Raw genomic sequence first — 17891 nt, 5'->3', positions numbered from 1 at the left:
AGAATAAGGAAGCATGATGTCTCAGTTATTACACATGCCAGAAGTACTTGCGAACACAACGCACGCCACCATCAATAAATGGCTGGTGCAAGAGGGCGACGCCGTGGTGGTCGGCCAGGTGATTGCTGAAGTAGAAACCGATAAAGCTTTGGTGGATATGGAGGCGGAAGCAGACGGCATCATCACTAAGCTGATCGCCAAGGATGGTGATGAGGTTGCCGTAGGCGCCCCTATTGCCCAGCTTAATGGTGATGGTCATGTAGACCTTAGCGCCTTGGTGGTGGAGGCCGAGGCAGAAGCGGCGCCGCTGGCATCATCGTCGGCTGGCGCAGCTGCAATGGCAAGCACGCAGGCTGAGCCAGCCAGAGTGTTTGCTTCGCCTTTGGCCAGGCGTTTAGCGGCTCAAAATGGTTTAGATTTGGCCAGTTTAAGCGGCAGTGGCCCACGTGGGCGCATTGTGAAGCGCGACATTGAACATGCTCTTCAGGCTCCGGCCGAATCGGCTGAGGCCACCTCGGTAGCGGCAGCCGCTGCGCCAGCCGCAGAAGCCGCGTATGACGAGCTACCGTTGAGCAGCATGCGTAAAACCATTGCTCGACGCTTGACCGAGAGCAAAACCACGGTGCCGCACTTTTATTTAAACGTCGACTGTCGCGTTGACGCCTTGATGGCGTTACGCCAGCAGGTGAATGCGGTAGCGGCCGAAAAAGTGTCGGTGAATGATTTGGTGATTAAGGCCGCCGCGCTGGCCCTGAAACAGGTGCCGGCGATGAACGTGACCTGGGCGGAGACGGCCATTCGTCAATACCATCACGTGGACATCAGCGTGGCGGTGGCTACGGAAAAAGGGCTGTTAACGCCGGTATTGCGCCAAGCTGAAGGCAAGTCACTGTCAGCGATTCATGCTGAAGTCGCGGCCTTGGCCACGTTGGCGCGCGACGGTAAGCTGACGCCCGAACAATACCAAGGCGGCAGCTTCAGCATCAGCAACCTTGGCATGTTTGGGGTGGCCAGTTTTAACGCCATCATCAATCCGCCCCAGGCCGGTATTTTGGCCGTGGGCGGCATCAAGAAAATGCCGGTGGTAGTCGACGATGCATTACAGGTGGCGTCGGTGATGAGCTGTTGCTTGTCGGTAGACCATCGCGTGGTCGATGGTGCTGTGGCGGCGCAGTGGTTGGCGGTGTTCCAGCAGCTGATCGAAGAACCTTTGACGCTGTTGATTTAAGGAGCCCAGCATGAGTGATCAAACATTTGACCTAGTGGTGGTGGGCGGTGGTCCTGGTGGCTATGTGGCGGCGATTCGTGCCAGTCAATTAGGGCTGAAGACGGCCGTGGTGGAAAAGGCTGAATTAGGCGGTATTTGCCTGAACTGGGGCTGCTTGCCGACTAAGGCTTTATTGCGTAGCGCCGACGTCTTGCGTTTGGTGAAGCAGGCCGACCATTTCGGCGTCAGCGTGGGCCAGCCGCAGGTGGATTTAAGCCGGATGGTCAGCCGTTCGCGTGAGGTGTCCAGTAAGCTTCAGCGCGGCGTTGCCGGCCTATTGAAGAAAAACCGCGTTACCGTTTTAAACGGCACCGCCAAGCTATTGGGGCAGGGGCGCTTAAGCGTTCAAGGTGCCAATGGCGTGGTGACGGTGGCGGCCACCCACATTATTTTGGCCACCGGCGCACGCGCTAAGGCCTTACCGAACATGCCGATAGATGGTCAACATTTTTGGAGCTATCGCGAGGCTTTAGTGCCACCAAAGTTGCCCAAAAGCATGGTGGTCATCGGTGCGGGCGCCATCGGCATTGAGTTCGCCTGCTTTTATCGGGCGCTGGGTGTGGCGGTTCATGTGGTGGAGCTGTCTGAGCGGATTTTGCCGCAAGAAGACGCCGCCGTTTCAGCCTGCGTGGCCAAATCGCTGCGTCAAGACGGCATGGTGATTCATACCGGCTGTAAAGTAGACGCCCATCATGTGGCCGATGGCATGGTCAACCTGCGTTTGAGCGGCCAGAGCAGCGAGACGCTGACGGCGGACGTGGTGTTGTTGGCCATTGGCATCAGCGCCAACGTTGAAAACATTGGCCTAGAGCACACGCAGGTACAGCTTGATCGTGGCCACATCGTCACCGATGCCTATGGCCGTACTGCCGAGCCGAATCTATACGCGATTGGCGACGTGGCGGGGGCACCGTGGTTGGCGCATAAGGCCAGTCACGAAGGCGTTCTGTGCGTAGAAAAAATCATGGGGTTGGACGTGCAGCCGTTGGCGGCGCATAAAATACCGGCCTGTACCTATAGCCATCCACAGGTGGCGAGCGTGGGCTATACCGAAGCGCAGGCGCAGGCATTGGGCAAAACCATCCGCGTGGGGCAGTTTCCGTTTGTGGCCAATGGTAAAGCATTGGCGATGGACAGCACTGAGGGCTTTGTCAAAGTGATCTTTGACGAGGCCAGCGGTGAGTTGTTGGGGGCCCACATGGTGGGCGATGAAGTGACTGAAATGATCAATGGCTATGCCATTGCGCAAGAACTGGAGACCACAGAGCAAGAGTTGATGCACGCGATTTTGCCGCATCCGACCATGTCGGAGGCCATGCATGAGGCCGTTTTAGCGGCGTACGATCGTGCCCTGCATCAATAGTCGCACAAAGGAGAATGCGGCCTAGCAGCGTCTAGGCCGTGCAGATAAATATAAAAAGGGAGTGCAATATGACCCAAACAGTAAACAACGTAACCACCGCCGCCTCAACGTCAGAGGCCATCACCGCCAAGCAGCGCCGGAAATCCTTATTGGCCAGCGGGGTGGGCAATTTATTAGAATGGTATGATTGGACGATTTACGCCGTGGCGTCGGTTTACATCGCCTCGGCACTGTTTGACAAAACCGATCCTACTTCAGCCTTATTGAGCACGCTGGCGGTTTTTGCCGTAGGCTTTATTTCGCGTCCGTTTGGCGGCTTCATTTTTGGGCCGTTAGCCGACAAGATTGGCCGCCGCAACGTGTTGGTGACCACCATGCTGTTGATGGCGGGTGCCAGTATTGTGATTGCCTTAATCCCTAGCTATGACAGCATTGGTAACTGGGCGTCGGTGATTTTACTGTTGGCGCGTCTGGTTCAGGGCTTTGCCCACGGGGGCGAAACGACGACTTCATACGCTTATGTGTCTGAAATTGCGCCCGCTAAGTCGCGCGGCCTATGGTCGAGCACGGTGTTTTTTGCCGTGGGTTTAGGGTCGCTTATCGCCACGTTATTCTTGGCCTTGTTGACCACGGTATTAACCGCAGAAGACATGTATGCTTGGGGTTGGCGCGTGCCGTTTCTCATCGGGGGCCTGTTGGCGTTTTTTGCCATGTACTTACGCCGCAACATGATTGAGAGCGAACACGTTGAGAAAATGCAGAACGATGACAGCCCAGCCTGGCCGTTGTCTCAATTTTTGAAAACCGGTTTCAAGCTGTTTTTCTATGAAGCAGGTTCGACCCTGACCTATTATATTTGGGTGACCTGTGTGGCGATTTACGCCATCACGCATAAGCAGATGGACGCCCATGATGCCTTTGTGATGAGCGCTTTGGCACAGTGTGTCTATATTGTGTGTTTGCCGATTCAAGGTTGGTTCTCCGACATCATTGGCCGTAAAGCCAGTACGTTAATTTCCTTTGCTGGTTCAGGTCTCTTGCTGTTCCCGTTATGGGGCTTGATCAGTAATGAGCCTTGGACTTTATTTGTGGCTCAAGCGGCTGGTTTGGTGATGGTGGGCTTTTTAACCTCGAATAAGCCTGCGGCGATGTCAGAACAAATTCCGACACGCTATCGTACCAAGCTGTTTGGTATTTTCATGTCGCTGGCGATCGCGGTTTTTGGCGGCACTGCGTCTTATTTAAACGCGTGGATGTATTCAAAAGACATCGGTTGGTTGTTTAACGTTTATGGCGTGGTGATCTGCATCGTGGCCATCAGCGTGGTGTTGACGTGGAAAAACAATAAAGGCATAGACTTAGATAAGGTTTAAGATCGATGAGGGCGTGCGCTCGGCCTCTTACACACACATCGCCTAGCGCGCGTCTGAGGCCTTAACAGGCCCACGACCTATCCTGACGCATTGAAAGGACATTATGAATACCGTATCAACCTTACCCATTTCGGGCCACACTAAAGTGGTGGCGATCATCGCCGATCCGATCGCCCATGTGCAAACGCCGCAGCTGCTGAATGCTTTATTGAAACAGGCGGGTTACGACGCCGTGTGCGTGCCCATGCAGGTGGCGGCAGACGATTTAGCGGGCTGTATTGACGCATTGAAAAAGATTAAAAGCATCAGTGGAGCCGTCATCACCGTGCCGCATAAGATGGCGACGGCTCAGTTGTGTGCCCAGATTGGCCCTCAGGCTCAAGTGATGGGCGCGGTGAACGCCATTCACTTTAACGCCGAGCGCGCGGTTGTGGGCGAAATGTTCGACGGTAAAGGCTTTGTACAAGGCTTACTCAATTCGAACGTGGCGGTTAATGCCGATCTGTCGGTTTACATTGCCGGCGCCGGCGGCGTGGCCCGCGGCATTGCCTTTGCACTGTTGGCCCAAGGCGTGCGCCGCTTGTCGGTGTACAACCGGACGACGGCCACCGCAGAAAGCTTGGTGGCGGCGCTGCGCGCCTATGCGCCAGAGGCAGATGTGCAGTTGGCCACTGACCAGCCCAGCGCTGTGGATTTGTGCATTAACGCAACCTCGGCCGGCATGTTGGGTTTGGAAACCTTGCAGCCTTTTAGCTTAGACGGGCTGAACGATCAAGCCTGCGTGGCCGAAGTGGTGATGCAGCCAGAGCAAACGTTGCTGCTACAAGCGGCGGCGGCCAAAGGCCTGAAAACGGTGAGCGGCAAGCAAATGTTGCTGGCGCAAATCAGTCAGCTGGCGGCTTTTACGCTGAATGAGCCAAGCTTGGCCACCTTAAAACTGGAGGATTAATCATGTTTGAATTTACAGGTAAAACCGTATGGGTGACCGGCGCATCGGGCGGCATTGCGGTGAGCTGCATCCATAAGCTGTATCAGGCTGGCGCTAATTTAGTGCTGTCGGATTTAAACCTGGCTGCGCTACAGCAGTTTGCCGCTGAGCTTGATCCCAGCGGTGAGCGCGTGTTGGCTTTGGCGCAAGACGTGTCGGACTCGGCACAGGCTAATGACGTGGCCCATGCCGCCGCCGCTCGCTTTGGCGGCATCGACGTGGTGATTCCTTGTGCTGGTCTTTATTGGGAAAAGCCTTTACGCGATATTTCTGACGCGGAATGGGCCAAAGTCACGTCGGTAAATCTAGACGGCGTGTTTTATACCATTCGGGCCGCCATGCCGTTTTTGCGCCCAGGCGGCGCCATTGTGAATGTCACCTCGATGGCGGGGCATAAAGGCAGCCTGAACCACGGTCATTATGCGGCTTCTAAGGGGGCGGTATTGAACCTAACCCGTACTTTGGCCATGGAATTGGCGCCGAATGTGCGGGTGAATAATGTGTCGCCAGGCTTAATCGATACGCCCATGATTGGCCAATTGATGGCGGCCAAAGGCGAGCAGTTAATGGATCAAACCCCGCTCAAACGCTTGGGTTCGGCAGATGAAGTGGCCGATGCCATTCTGTATTTGGCGTCTGATTACGCCAGCTTCATCACCGGTGAAACCCTGCATGTAAACGGTGGCTTATACATCGCCAGCTAAAAAGAGACGTCAAAAGCGGCGCGCTGATGAATCAGCGCGCCGCTTTTTTTATGGGGTTTAGCTTAGGGTATTTAATTGATTGAGACGACGTTTGTAGTTATACACGGCGGCTTGGCCCGCATCTAATAGGTGCTCATCATTGTGGGCGCAGGCTTGGGCGATGTCGCCGGCCAAGATCGCGTTGAGGATCAGCTTTAAATCGGCGTGGCCTTGGCGCACGCGGTCTTCGTATACAAAGGCAAAGTGTTTAAAAAGGCCCACTCGTTCTTGAATGCGGTTGATGAACTCTTCTAGCACGCTGTTGTTGGCGCCTTGGGATAAAAGGGCGTAAAAGGCATCTTTATAGGCCCAGCGTTGGGCCACCGAACCGTTCAAAAAATCATCGTCAAGGCGGTCGTAGAGGGCTTGAAGCTGCTGCTTCATGGCGTCGTCGGCATTTTGCATATACAGCTCAATCATCAGGCTTTCTACCCGTGCGCGCACTTGATAGAGGTTGATGATGTCTTCCTCAGTGAGCTTGGTGACGATGGGGCCTTGCATTGGGATCACGGTCACCAGCTGTTCGCTTTCTAAGAGCCGCAACACTTCTCTGACCACGGTACGCGACACGCCGTAGCGTTCGCATAAATGGTTTTCAATGAGGCGATCGCCTGGTAGAAAGACGCCTTCTAAAATGTCGTTTTTTAACAGTTGGGTGACCTGTTGCCGAAGTGGCGCTGCCTGCCTGCTGGCTAAATTTTTTCCTACCATGTGTCTGCACCTTAATCGTCATTATAATATTACTGTAATACGGAGACAGTATAGCCTAAAGACATTGAGAGTAACATCTAAAAAACGCATTATTATGCCGTTGGATTTTGGGTTGATGCAATCATTTTTTTGCTGCTGATTGAAAAGCATAAACCGTCCATTGTATGACATCACACGGTTAAATTTTGGGCAGGCTTAAGGGCGTGCTTAGAGTGAATTGAGGGCCATGGGTAGCAAAAAGCCCTGCTCAAGGCAGGGCTTTTGATCGTCAACGAGGCTTAGTGGGCGCCACCGCCGCCAGACACTTGGCCATGAATCGGTTTGGCGAACCAAATGACCACGACCAGAATTAGAAACAGCACGCCCGAGGCCCAGAAAATTTCCGTAGCGCCTAAAATATGGCTTTGTTGGCTGATGCTCATCTCGGTAAAGGCCGCACTTTGTTCGGACGACATGCCCAGCGACATCAGCTTGTCCATCCACGACAGCGTCACCGGGTTATAGTCGGTAAAGTGTTCTGTCAGCTGAGCGTGGTGCAAGGTGGCGCGGCGTTCCCACATCGTGGTGGTAATAGACGCCCCAATGCCGCCGAATAAAATCCGCACAAAGTTAGACAGGCTGGAGGCGCTGGCGATCTGGTGTGGCTGCATGCGTGAGAGGGTAATGGCGGTCAGCGGCAAGAAGAACATCGACATCCCGAAGCCTTGCACAAACTGCGGCCAAAACACGTCCCAGAACGTCATTTGCGCATTGAAATGGCTACGCCAGAAAAAGCAGATGGCGTAGGTGACAAAGCTAAACGTCACCAAGAGGCGCATGTCTAGGCGCTGCCCATACTTGCCGATGAGGGGTGACAGAATCACCGGCAAAATGCCGATCGGCGCTGCCGCTAGCCCCGCCCAAGTAGCGGTATAGCCCATCTGAGTTTGTAACACCAGAGGCAGTAAAATAATGTTGCCCATATACACCATGAAGGCCAAGCTTAAGCTCACCACGCCAACGGTAAAGTTACGGTCCTTAAATAACGACAGGTCAATGATTGGGTGTTTGGCGCCAATCTCCCAGATCACCAGATAGGTCAAGGCCACCACGGTAATCACCGCTAAGGCAATGATTTCGGTTGAGGCAAACCAGTCTAATTCCTTACCGCGGTCGAGCATCATTTGCAGCGCGCCCACGCCCACCACCAGCAAGGACAAGCCCATGCGGTCGATCGGTAGATGAGAAATTTCGGTTTCTCGAGTTTTGAGCTGGCGCCAGCTGACCAAGGCCGCAAACAAGCCAATGGGTAAGTTGATGAAGAAAATCCAACCCCAATGCCAGTTATCGCTGATGATGCCGCCCAAAATAGGGCCAAAAATCGGCGCCACAATAATCGTCATCGACCACAGCGCTAAGGCCATGCCCCGTTTTTCAGGGGGATAGGCCGACAGCAAAAGGCTTTGCGACAGTGGGATCATCGGGCCAGCAACGGCGCCTTGGATGATGCGGAAAAAGATCAGCAGCTCTAGGCTGGGGGCGATCCCGCACAACCAGGAAGCGAGGGTAAACAGCAAGGTGGAGACCACGAACAGTCGAACCTCACCAAAGCGTTTGGCCAACCAACCGGTTAACGGTACAGAAATGGCGTTCGCCACCGCAAACGAGGTGATGACCCAAGTGCCTTGAGACGTCGCCGCCCCAAGGTTTCCAGAAATGGTGGGTAGGGCTACGTTGGCAATGGTGGAGTCCAGAACCTGCATGAAGACCGCCAAAGACAAAGCCAGCGTGACCCAGACCAGTCGTGATCCGTTTAAAGGCTGATGCGTCATAGTGTGTCCTAAGCCTTATTGCGCGTTGTCGGCAATGATTTCGGCGATTAAGGCGTCGGCCTGAGCCAAATCTGGGGTCAGGGCTGAGCTTTTGCGCACCGACAGGTTTTCAACCTTGGTGTCGGTCACGTTTTTACCGTTTTGATCGGCAGTGTTGACCACGACGTGCATGGATAGGCCGACGCGTAATGGGTTTTTAGCCAACTCTTTTGGGTCTAAGCTGATGCGTACGGGAACGCGTTGCACCACTTTAATCCAGTTGCCGGTGGCGTTTTGCGGTGGCAAGACCGAAAAGGCGCTGCCCGTACCGGCTGATAGGCCCATGACTTTACCCGAATAGGTGACTTTTTTACCGTAGAGGTCGGCGCGGATGCTCACCGGTTGGCCGATGCGTAAATTGGCCAGCTGGCTTTCTTTAAAGTTGGCGTCAATCCATAAATCATGCAGCGGCACCACGGCCATTAAGGGCGCACCAGGATTGATGCGTTGGCCTACTTGAACGTTGCGGCGGGCAATTTGGCCTTCGACCGGCGCGCGTAAATGGGTCCGCTGTAGCTCTAGCCAAGCCGTTTTGAGATGGCTAGCGGCAGTTTGGACGGCGGGCTGCTGATCGATGCTGCTGTTGCCGATCAAGGCTTTAGCCGCTTTGGCCTGCTCTTGTGCCGCAGTCAGCTGAGCCTGAGCCGACAGCACGGCTTCACGCGCGTGGCTGAGTTCTTCGGCAGAGATGGCGTCGGTGCCGGCGAGGCGTTCACGGCGCTGTAAGTCGGTTTGGGCTTTGGCTAATTGCGTGCTGCTCAAGACGACTTGGGCATCAAATTGACGCGTATTGGCAGTCATTTGACGGTTTTGGCGCAAGGCGTTAATCAGCTCGTTACGGGCGCGTTCAAAAGCCAGTTTGGCGTCATTTTCATCAAGGATGACCAAGGTTTGGCCCGCCGCTACGGTGTCGGTGTCTTCGACGTTGATTTGGGCGACGGTGCCGCTGATTTGCGGCGTGACCTGAACCACGTTGCCGTTGACGTAGGCGTCGTCAGTGTCTTCTTCGTGCTGCCAAATGAAGAGCCAGAGCAGCAAGAATACCAAGGCCAAAATGATGAACATTAAGGTGGCGATGACCAAATGGCGTTTACGCTTTTGGCCCACGGCGGTTTTTTTCATGCCGTGTTTCGGGGTTTTGCCTTTCGGCGCAGCTTCTGGGGCGGTTGCTGCTGGTTGATTGTGTGTGTCTTGACTCATGGTTCATTCCTTGAAGAAGCGTGTTCACTGTTAAAGCCACCGCCAAAGGCAGTATTAAGCGCATTCCAGGCCAGTTTTTGGGTGGCCAAGCTGTCGATGTAGGCACTTTGTTGGGCCAAGCTGACCGATTGTTTTTGTAACCAAGTCATTTTGTTTTCTAGCCCCGCGCGTACGCGTGCCTGATAGGCTTTGCTGAGTTTGTCGCTGCTGATCCAAGCCAGCTGTGCCTCTGCTACTTCGCTTTGGCCGTGCTGCCAGTCAGACAGCGCATCGGCGGCTTCCTTGATACCGTTGAGCACCGATTGGTTGTATTCAGCAATGGCCACGTCGTATTCAGCTCGTTTGCCGGCCAGATTGGCGCGCAAGGCACCGCTGTGGAAGATGGGCAGCGTAAGGGCGGGCATCACGGTAAAAATGTGCGACGCTTGATCAAATAGATCACCGGTGCTGATCGCGTTATAGCCTGCTAAGCCCGTGAGCTGGATGTTGGGGTAGAACTCGGCCTTGGCCGAACGCACGCGTTGTGATGCAGCCTCGAGCAGCGCTCGCTGGGCGGCGATGTCTGGGCGTTTACCTAATAGATCGGCGCGCAGCGACTGGGTATTAACCGGCAAAGCGGGGGTTAATGCCGTCGGGCTAAACTGATTCAAGGCTTGCGCTTGCTGGCCGCTTAAGGCCGCTAGGGCGTGACGGGTGCGGTCGGCGGCCGCCTTGAGGGCGTGCTGCTGGAGCTGGAGCTGATGCACATTGATTTGGTTGTCGTGCAGCGCAGTGCCGGCTTCAATGCCGACGTTGACGCGCGCTTGGAGCAGGCTTTGGATGGTGCTTAACACCATAATGCGCTCTTCTGCCACCTTAATTTGGGCGTCTAAGCGCTGTAATTGGGTGTATTGGCTGATGATGTTTTGCACTAACAGCAGGCGCGACTGGGCAATTTCAAATTGAGCGGCCTGTAAGGTGCCTAAAGCTGCCGCTACTTGGGCGCGGTGCTTGCCCCAGAAATCAAACTCCCAGGCGGCATTGATGCTGACGGTGTAGTTGTTTAATGTGCTGCCCGCCATTGGGGTGGCGCTGTTTTCAGAATAGCGCTGGCGGTTGCCGCTGGCATTGAGGTCAACTTGGGGGCCTAAGCTGCTGCGGCTGGCGCCTACCTGTGCTTCTGCAAGGTTGAGGCGGCTTTGGGCCATGGCCAAAGAGGGCGATTGGGCAATCGCTTGGTCGATCAGCCGATTGAGCTGGCTGTCGCCTAGGTTTTGCCACCAGGCCTCGAGTAATGGGGCGGTTTCGCCTGGGGGCAGCTGTAGCGCAACAGAGTCGAGAGGGCGCTGGGCCGAGGTGTCTGGTCCCATGCTGGCGCAGCCCGTTAGCGCAAGGGCAAGCATGAGGCTGCTGGCTTTAACGGGCCATGATGTGGATTTCATTGATGCAGGCTCCTGGGAGTGTGTGGTGGACAAGATTAACCGCCTAGGCGAGACAGCAGTTTGCGCATCAAGCCTTCAAATAGGGCCAGTTCATCGGGCTCGAAATCAGCCCAAAGGGCGGCAAACTGTTTTTGTAGGGCGGGAATAACGGTGTTGATGAGTTCGTGGCCTGCGGGCGTGAGGGTGAGAATGACCTTACGGCGATCCTGATCGCACCAGGTGCGGGCGACCCAGCCGTTTTTAACCAACTCATCCGCCACGCGGGTGGCGCTGGTGCGTGATGCGTCTAAAACCTCACTTAAGTCGGTGGGCGACTGAACGTGTTCTTCGTGGGCGTACAGCGCCAATAAGGATAGCCAGGTGGCTTCATACAGGCCAAAAGGCTTGAGCTGTTCGTTTAAGTAACTGGTCAGCCGTGGCGTGATGTGATGAAACAGCCGCGCCACCACTACCCGCTTTTTATTGGTGGAGGGGTGGGTTGCTGCGATTCTGTCTATGGTGTCTTCAACGTAGGTAAAAGAGTTATTCATTTTCATCAAATATAATCACAAGGGTGACTATTTTAGGAGTGAGAAGTTTAAAAGGCAAGTTTTTTGATGCATTTATAAAACCCTATTTGCAATAAGGTTTATGTAATCAGCCTTCTGGGCTAGGTTAAATGTCATTATTCTAATGATAGTTGCTATCATTTGTTGGTGAGGCCCACGCATTTTGCAGGGCTTTTGGTCGGAAGGCAAGCGCCTAAATATGAGTAAAAATAGGTTTTATGGACGTATTTAGACAGCTGTGATTGATAACGTAAGGGGTAAGAGGCCGTTTTTAATGCGAGCAAAAACTCGGCATTATGTGAGTAAACATTCGCAAAATGATGTTTTTTTGGTCGATAAGGGTTAGGGGCCGCCAGAAATTGGCGGTATAAATGAGCAGGTACGGGGCTGGGGGGGCTGTGGGTGTGGCGGTATCGTGGTTCAAATAGGTAGGCTGCGCTTTACCACGCGGCATTGTCGCCCACAAAAAAGCCCGCCAGAGGCGGGCTTGGGCGTAAGGTGAGGCTTAAGCCTGTTCTGGGCGCATTTGCGGGAACAGAATCACGTCGCGAATGCTTTGGCTATTGGTCAAAAGCATCACCAAGCGGTCAAGGCCAATGCCACAGCCACCGGTTGGAGGCAGGCCGTATTCCATGGCGCGGATGTAGTCGGCGTCATAGTGCATGGCTTCGTCGTCGCCGGCGTCTTTTTGGGCTACTTGCGCTTGGAAGCGGGCGGCTTGGTCTTCAGGGTCGTTTAACTCTGAGTAGCCATTGGCCAACTCGCGGCCCACCATGAAGAGCTCAAAGCGTTCGGTGACGCCGTCTTGGGTGTCAGAGGCACGTGCTAATGGCGATACTTCAATCGGGTAGTCGATGATGAACGTCGGATGCCATAATTGGCCTTCGGTGGTTTCGTCAAACAGCTCCAGCTGTAGGCTGCCCAAGCCTGGGCTAGGGGGTAATTTACCGCCTAGGCGTTTGATTTCATTTTTCACCCAAGCTTCATCGTTTAGCTGCTCTAAAGTGTATTGTGGATTGTATTTTTGAATCGCTTGCACAATGGTTAAGCGGTCAAAAGGCTTGGCTAAATTCACTTCTTTGTCGCCGTATAGCACCACGTCGGTGCCGCAAACGGCGTGAGCCGCCGCGCGAATCACGTCTTCCGTCATTTGCATCATGCGCTCGTAAGTGCTGAAGGCTTCGTAGAATTCCATCATGGTGAATTCTGGGTTGTGACGGGTGCTCATGCCTTCGTTACGGAAGCTGCGGTTGATTTCAAATACGCGCTCTAGGCCACCGATCACCAACCGTTTTAGGTATAGTTCCGGTGCGATGCGTAGGTATAAAGGCATGTCTAGCGCATTGTGATGGGTCACAAACGGCTTAGCGGTGGCGCCACCAGGAATGGTGTGCATCATTGGGGTTTCGACTTCTAGGTATTGTTCACCCACCATGAAGTTACGCACGGTTTGAATGATTTTACTGCGCTTCATGAAGGTGTCGCGCGTCTCGGCACTCATGATGAGGTCGACGTAGCGCTGACGGTATTTTTGCTCTTGGTCGGCTAGGCCGTGGTGTTTATCCGGTAGCGGGCGCAATGACTTGGTCAAGAGGCGCAGTTCGCTCACGCGTACTGATAATTCACCTTTATTGGTTTTAAACAGTTCGCCGCGGGCGCCCACGATGTCGCCTAGGTCCCAATGTTTAAAGTCGGCGTGTAGGGCTTCGCCTACGCCTTGGTCGTTCACGTACAGCTGAATTTGGCCGCTGACGTCTTGGATGGTGGCGAAGCTGGCCTTGCCCATGCCTCGTTGCAGCATCATACGGCCGGCAACGGCTACTTCAACGTGCATTTCAGAAAGAGCTTCTTTGTCTAAGTCACCATACTTGGCTTGGGCGTCGCCCGCAAAAGTGTCGCGCTTAAAGTCATTGGGGAATGCGCTGCGCTCTTTGCGAATATTGGTTAGCTTTTCACGGCGTAGCGCCATGATTTGGTTTTCATCTAATAGAGGTTGTTGCGTGCCTTCGCTCATGGTGGTTCCTGATCCTAATGTCGAAGATTGCGTGACGCAGCCAAAGCGTCCGTGCATCACATCACATGATGGCGACAATCTTGCGGGAAAAAGAATCTATTCTAGAGCAGATTGCAAACATTTTCATCTTTTCGCCGGAAATTTTCTAGAATGGTGGGGCCTGAGCCACAAATTGGGTGATTTTGCTTGGCGCGGCAGCGTGGATGGGTACGCATCATGAAAAATCCCCTACCGATGCCGTCAACATGGGTAGGGGGTGAGTGCGGCTAATGGGCCTATTTTTTCAGTTTGGCAAAGGCCGCCGCCAGCGCTGTGTCGGGTGCGGCGCTGGGCTGAGGCTTAGCCTGTCGGCGCGAAGTAGGGACCGAGGCGTGGGCGTCGCGCTTTTTCGGCTCGTCGTTCAAGCGCATGGTGAGCGCAATGCGCTTACGCGGTACGTCTACTTCTAATACCTTCACCTTGACCACGTCACCGGCTTTCACCACTTCACGTGGATCGGCCACGTAGCGGTCGGTCAGCATGGAAATGTGTACCAGACCATCTTGGTGTACGCCAATGTCCACAAAGGCACCAAAGTTGGCCACATTGCTGATGACGCCTTCTAAGACCATGCCTGGCGTAAGGTCTTTGATGTCCTCAATGCCTTCGGAGAAGGCTGCCGTTTTGAATTCACCGCGCGGGTCACGCCCGGGTTTTTCCAGCTCTTTCAAAATGTCCATAATGGTCGGTAAGCCGAATTGCTCATTGGTGTATTCGGTCGGCTTAATGCGCTTAATGGCTTCGGCGTTGCCCATGGCGTCGGCCACGCTGAGGTTTTGGTCGGCCAGCATTTTGGCCACCAGAGGATAGGCTTCGGGGTGAACGCTAGAAGCGTCTAAGGGTTCGCTAGATTGAGCCAAGCGCAAAAAACCCGCCGCTTGCTCAAAAGTTTTGGCGCCTAGGCGCGGTACTTTTAATAGCTGCTTACGGTTTTTAAAGACGCCGTGTTCATTACGAAACTCGACGATGTTTTGCGCCAAGGTGGCGTTTAGGCCAGAGATCTTAGTCAAGAGCGATGCTGAGGCCATGTTTAAATCCACCCCGACGGCATTCACGCAGTCTTCCACTACGGCGTCTAGGCTTTTGGCCAGCTGGCCTTGATTGACGTCGTGCTGGTATTGGCCCACGCCAATTGATTTAGGATCGATCTTCACCAGCTCGGCTAATGGGTCTTGTAGACGTCGCGCAATGGACACCGCGCCGCGAATCGATACGTCTAAATTCGGAAACTCCTTCGCGGCCAGTTCAGAGGCAGAGTACACCGATGCACCCGCTTCACTGACCACAATTTTATGCAGCTGGGCGTTTTTTAAGCCTTTGATCAGTTCGGCGGCGAGCTTGTCGGTTTCGCGGCTAGCGGTGCCGTTGCCGATGGCGATCAGCGTAATATTGTGTTTGGCCACCAGCTTGGCTAAGGTGGCCAAGCTGCCCTGCCAGTCGTTGCGCGGCTGGTGTGGGTAGATGGTGTCAAAGTCGAGTAACTTGCCGGTTTGGTCGACCACGGCCACCTTCACGCCGGTGCGAATGCCCGGGTCTAGGCCTAGGGTCACGTGGCTGCCCGCAGGCGCCGCCAGCAAGAGGTCGTGCAGGTTTTTGGCAAACACGCTGATGGCTTCGGCGTCAGCCTGTTCTTTGACGCGGTTAAACGCCTCTAGCTCTAGTGACAGAAAAATTTTGGCGCGCCAAGTGAGGCGAACGGTGTCGAGCAGCCATTTGTCGGCAGGTCGATTTTTGGCCGCGATGTGGAAGTGTGCCGCAATGCGTTCTTCAAATTCGCTGGCTTGGGTGATGGGGGTGTCTTCTGGTTGATAAGCCAAGGTGGCGTGCAAAATGCCTTCGTTGCGTCCGCGTAAAATGGCCAATGCTCGGTGCGATGGGATGGTCTTGATGGGCTCTTGGTGGGCGAAGTAGTCGGCAAATTTTTCGCCAGCGGCTTCTTGCCCAGCCACCACTTTGGCGTGGACGGCGCCGATCTGCCATAGGCGATCACGTAAGACGCCGATGAGGGTGGCGTCTTCGGCAAAGGTTTCCATCAAGATGGCGCGCGCGCCGTCCAAAACGGCTTTGGCATCGGCATAGTTCAGCTCTGGGTTCAGGTAGGCTGTGGCCTCAGTTTCAGGATCGAGCTCAGGATTGGCCTGCAGGGCTTCGGCCAAAGGCTCTATGCCTGCTTCGCGGGCCATTTGGGCCTTGGTGCGGCGCTTGGGCTTATACGGTAAGTATAGGTCTTCTAAGCGGGTTTTATTGTCGGCGCTGGCGATGTCGGCCATTAAGGCGTCGGTCATCTTGTCCTGCTCGGTGATGCTTTTGATGATGGCCGCGCGGCGATCTTCAAGCTCGCGCAGATACACCAGACGTTCGTCTAAGGTGCGTAATTGGGTGTCGTCTAAGCCGCCGGTGACTTCTTTTCGATAGCGGGCAATAAAGGGCACGGTGGCGCCCTCATCCAGTAAAGTCACAGCAGCGTTGATTTGTGCGGTTTTAACCGCCAGCTCTTGGGCCAAACGTTCAATAATGGTCATGTGGACTCGAGGGTTGAGTGAGAGACGAAAGGACAGAGGATAACGTTATTTGGGTAAAGTTGACAAATCATCGCCAAAAAAACAGCGATGCCTAAGCATCGCTGGGGGTTAACGGCGGTGACGATAATAGGGGTAAGGCCGCCACATCATCATGCGTTGTTCGTAGAGTAGGTCGCGCTGGCGCTCGCGCATGTCGGCCGCTTCAAGCGCTTGCTGCTGCCGATAGGTTTGTAAGGCCAGTTTATAACAGGCCTGGAACACCGGATCGTCAACGCGCTCTTTGTATTGGCGGTCAAAGGCTTTTTGCTCGGCTTCCGAGCCAAAGGCTTTCACCTCAGGCTGGCGCTGCATTAAATCGGCGGCAATGGGGTCGCACTGGCTGGCCAAAGAAACCTGTAGCTGGCGCAGCGATTCGGCGTAGCGTGCCTGACGAGCCGCTTGCTGCTCTGGCGTCAAGGCTAAGCAACCGCTGAGGGTGACGGCAAGGGTTAAGGTGACTAGGGATTTTAAGAACATATGGTTGCCCCTTTCTGTGTCATGAAACATGTTCAAGCAATATTCAGCCAGCAGCCGCTAGCTGAATGTTTAATCGGCTTTGGCGAACATGCGTACGTTTAAATGACGCACGGCGGCTAGCTGTGGCTCGACTAGCTGGATGTCGGTTCTAAACTGGGCCAGCTCGCGGGCGTTAAGGTTGCGCGTGGGCAAGGCGATGCTGGAAGGATCCACTGCTTGACCATTAATACGGGCTTCGTAGTGCAGATGCGGGCCGGTTGAACGACCCGTATTGCCCACAAAACCAATCACCGTGCCAGCTTGAATGGTTTGGCCTAATGCCACTTTACCAAAGCCATTCATGTGGGCGTATAGGGTTTCTACACCGCCTGGATGGGTAATGATGATGGTGTTGCCATAGCCGCCTTGAACGCCTTTAAACGTGATCTTGCCGGTCGCCGGTGCTTTGATCGGGGTGCCGATGGTGGCAGCGTAATCGATGCCGTTGTGTTTCTTGACCGTGTTTAAAATAGGATGGTTGCGAATACCAAACGGAGAGCTCACGCGCGCATTGCTGACTGGCTGTACGTCAAAGCCTTTTTTCAGGGTTTGGCCATTTTTGCTGTAGTAAGCACCAGTGTTGTCGCCATGGTCAAAATGATAGGCGCTATAGAGCTTATTATTTTTGGTGATCTCGACCGCCAAAATATTGCCGTAGGCCACGGCTAGGCCACGGTGGTATAGGGTTTCATAAACCAAGTTGATTTTGTCGCCGCGCCCGAGGGTGGCTAAAGGAAACTGGTCGCTGAATACTTCATTCAGGGCGGCGCTGATGTCGCCAGGGACGCCAGACTTCATGAGGTCGCGCTGAGCCGATTGGCTGATGGTGATGCTGCGCACAGTGGGTACTGGCTGAGCGTTGATGGCGTCGGAGCTGGTACGCCATTCGCCGTTTTCTTTTTCAATCGCCACCAAGGTTTTGTCGCCGTTGTCGTCGTCGAGCAAGAGTTGAATCGCCATCAGCTCACCGGTGCCGCCAAACTGCACGCTCACGCTTTTGCCTTCGGTTAAATGAAGTAAGTCGCTGCTTAAATCACTGTTGCGGATAAATGATTGAACTTCTTCTTTAGACGCACCAAGGCGCGCTAACAGCCCGCGTAAGGTATCGCCGGACTGAATCAATTCTTCTTGCCAATAGGTATTAGTGGCCTCAATAGGCGTTTGCGGTAGATCAGGCAAGACCAGTTGGTCAATCACCTTATGTACGGGCGGCAGCGGCACTTCTTGCGTGCTCATCCCGATGGCAGAGGCGGTGACGATGCCAAAAAAAGGGAGGGTAAAAGCCAAAATTTTCACT

The 17891-nt window shown here is 54.3% G+C and carries 14 protein-coding genes; 5 read left to right on the top strand and 9 right to left on the bottom strand.

The window, feature by feature from the left end:
- The first annotated feature begins 16 nt into the window (after positions 1 to 16).
- The 5 genes from AB8Q18_12420 (at position 17) to AB8Q18_12400 (ending at position 5695) form a co-directional block, all read left to right on the top strand.
- Entirely contained in the window at positions 17 to 1228 is a 1212-nt protein-coding gene (locus tag AB8Q18_12420) for a dihydrolipoamide acetyltransferase family protein (GenBank protein ID XDZ50974.1), read from the top strand.
- Positions 1229 to 1238: 10 nt separating this feature from the next.
- Entirely contained in the window at positions 1239 to 2630 is a 1392-nt protein-coding gene (gene lpdA, locus AB8Q18_12415) for a dihydrolipoyl dehydrogenase (protein ID XDZ50973.1), read from the top strand.
- A gap of 68 nt (positions 2631 to 2698) precedes the next feature.
- A complete protein-coding gene (locus tag AB8Q18_12410) occupies positions 2699 to 4003 on the top strand; it encodes an MFS transporter (protein XDZ50972.1) in 1305 nt (434 codons plus the stop codon).
- A gap of 103 nt (positions 4004 to 4106) precedes the next feature.
- Complete coding sequence (locus AB8Q18_12405) at positions 4107 to 4952, top strand: shikimate dehydrogenase (protein XDZ50971.1); 846 nt, start codon at positions 4107 to 4109, stop codon at positions 4950 to 4952.
- 2 nt (positions 4953 to 4954) lie between these two features.
- The gene (locus tag AB8Q18_12400; GenBank protein ID XDZ50970.1) at positions 4955 to 5695 is read left to right on the top strand and encodes an SDR family NAD(P)-dependent oxidoreductase; all 741 of its coding nucleotides are present in this window, start codon (positions 4955 to 4957) and stop codon (positions 5693 to 5695) included.
- Between the two features lie 57 nt (positions 5696 to 5752).
- Here the strand turns inward: AB8Q18_12400 and AB8Q18_12395 are convergent, their stop codons facing one another.
- The 9 genes from AB8Q18_12395 to AB8Q18_12355 form a co-directional block, all read right to left on the bottom strand.
- Positions 5753 to 6445 (bottom strand): GntR family transcriptional regulator, encoded by a 693-nt coding sequence (locus AB8Q18_12395; GenBank protein ID XDZ50969.1) that lies wholly within the window; start codon positions 6443 to 6445, stop codon positions 5753 to 5755.
- A 278-nt stretch (positions 6446 to 6723) separates the two neighbouring features.
- Positions 6724 to 8256 (bottom strand): DHA2 family efflux MFS transporter permease subunit, encoded by a 1533-nt coding sequence (locus tag AB8Q18_12390; GenBank protein ID XDZ50968.1) that lies wholly within the window; start codon positions 8254 to 8256, stop codon positions 6724 to 6726.
- Between the two features lie 15 nt (positions 8257 to 8271).
- Positions 8272 to 9417 (bottom strand): EmrA/EmrK family multidrug efflux transporter periplasmic adaptor subunit, encoded by a 1146-nt coding sequence (locus AB8Q18_12385; GenBank protein ID XDZ52934.1) that lies wholly within the window; start codon positions 9415 to 9417, stop codon positions 8272 to 8274.
- Between the two features lie 74 nt (positions 9418 to 9491).
- Entirely contained in the window at positions 9492 to 10916 is a 1425-nt protein-coding gene (locus AB8Q18_12380) for an efflux transporter outer membrane subunit (protein XDZ50967.1), read from the bottom strand.
- Positions 10917 to 10951: 35 nt separating this feature from the next.
- Positions 10952 to 11446 (bottom strand): MarR family transcriptional regulator, encoded by a 495-nt coding sequence (locus AB8Q18_12375; protein ID XDZ50966.1) that lies wholly within the window; start codon positions 11444 to 11446, stop codon positions 10952 to 10954.
- A gap of 523 nt (positions 11447 to 11969) precedes the next feature.
- Positions 11970 to 13478, bottom strand: a complete 1509-nt coding sequence (gene lysS / locus AB8Q18_12370) for a lysine--tRNA ligase (GenBank protein ID XDZ50965.1) — start codon at positions 13476 to 13478, stop codon at positions 11970 to 11972.
- Positions 13479 to 13753: 275 nt separating this feature from the next.
- The gene (locus AB8Q18_12365) at positions 13754 to 16039 is read right to left on the bottom strand and encodes a Tex family protein (GenBank protein XDZ50964.1); all 2286 of its coding nucleotides are present in this window, start codon (positions 16037 to 16039) and stop codon (positions 13754 to 13756) included.
- A 108-nt stretch (positions 16040 to 16147) separates the two neighbouring features.
- Positions 16148 to 16555 carry a hypothetical protein gene (locus AB8Q18_12360; GenBank protein XDZ50963.1) on the bottom strand — a complete coding sequence of 136 codons (408 nt, stop codon included), beginning with the start codon at positions 16553 to 16555 and terminating at the stop codon, positions 16148 to 16150.
- Between the two features lie 69 nt (positions 16556 to 16624).
- Entirely contained in the window at positions 16625 to 17881 is a 1257-nt protein-coding gene (locus AB8Q18_12355; GenBank protein XDZ50962.1) for a M23 family metallopeptidase, read from the bottom strand.
- Positions 17882 to 17891: the final 10 nt, after the last annotated feature.

The sequence above is a fragment of the Neisseriaceae bacterium CLB008 genome, assembly GCA_041228285.1.
Taxonomy (GTDB): Bacteria; Pseudomonadota; Gammaproteobacteria; order Burkholderiales; family Neisseriaceae; genus JAGNPU01.
The sequence above is the reverse complement of the archived record's forward strand: the minus strand, read 5'-3'. Positions and strand labels throughout refer to the sequence as shown.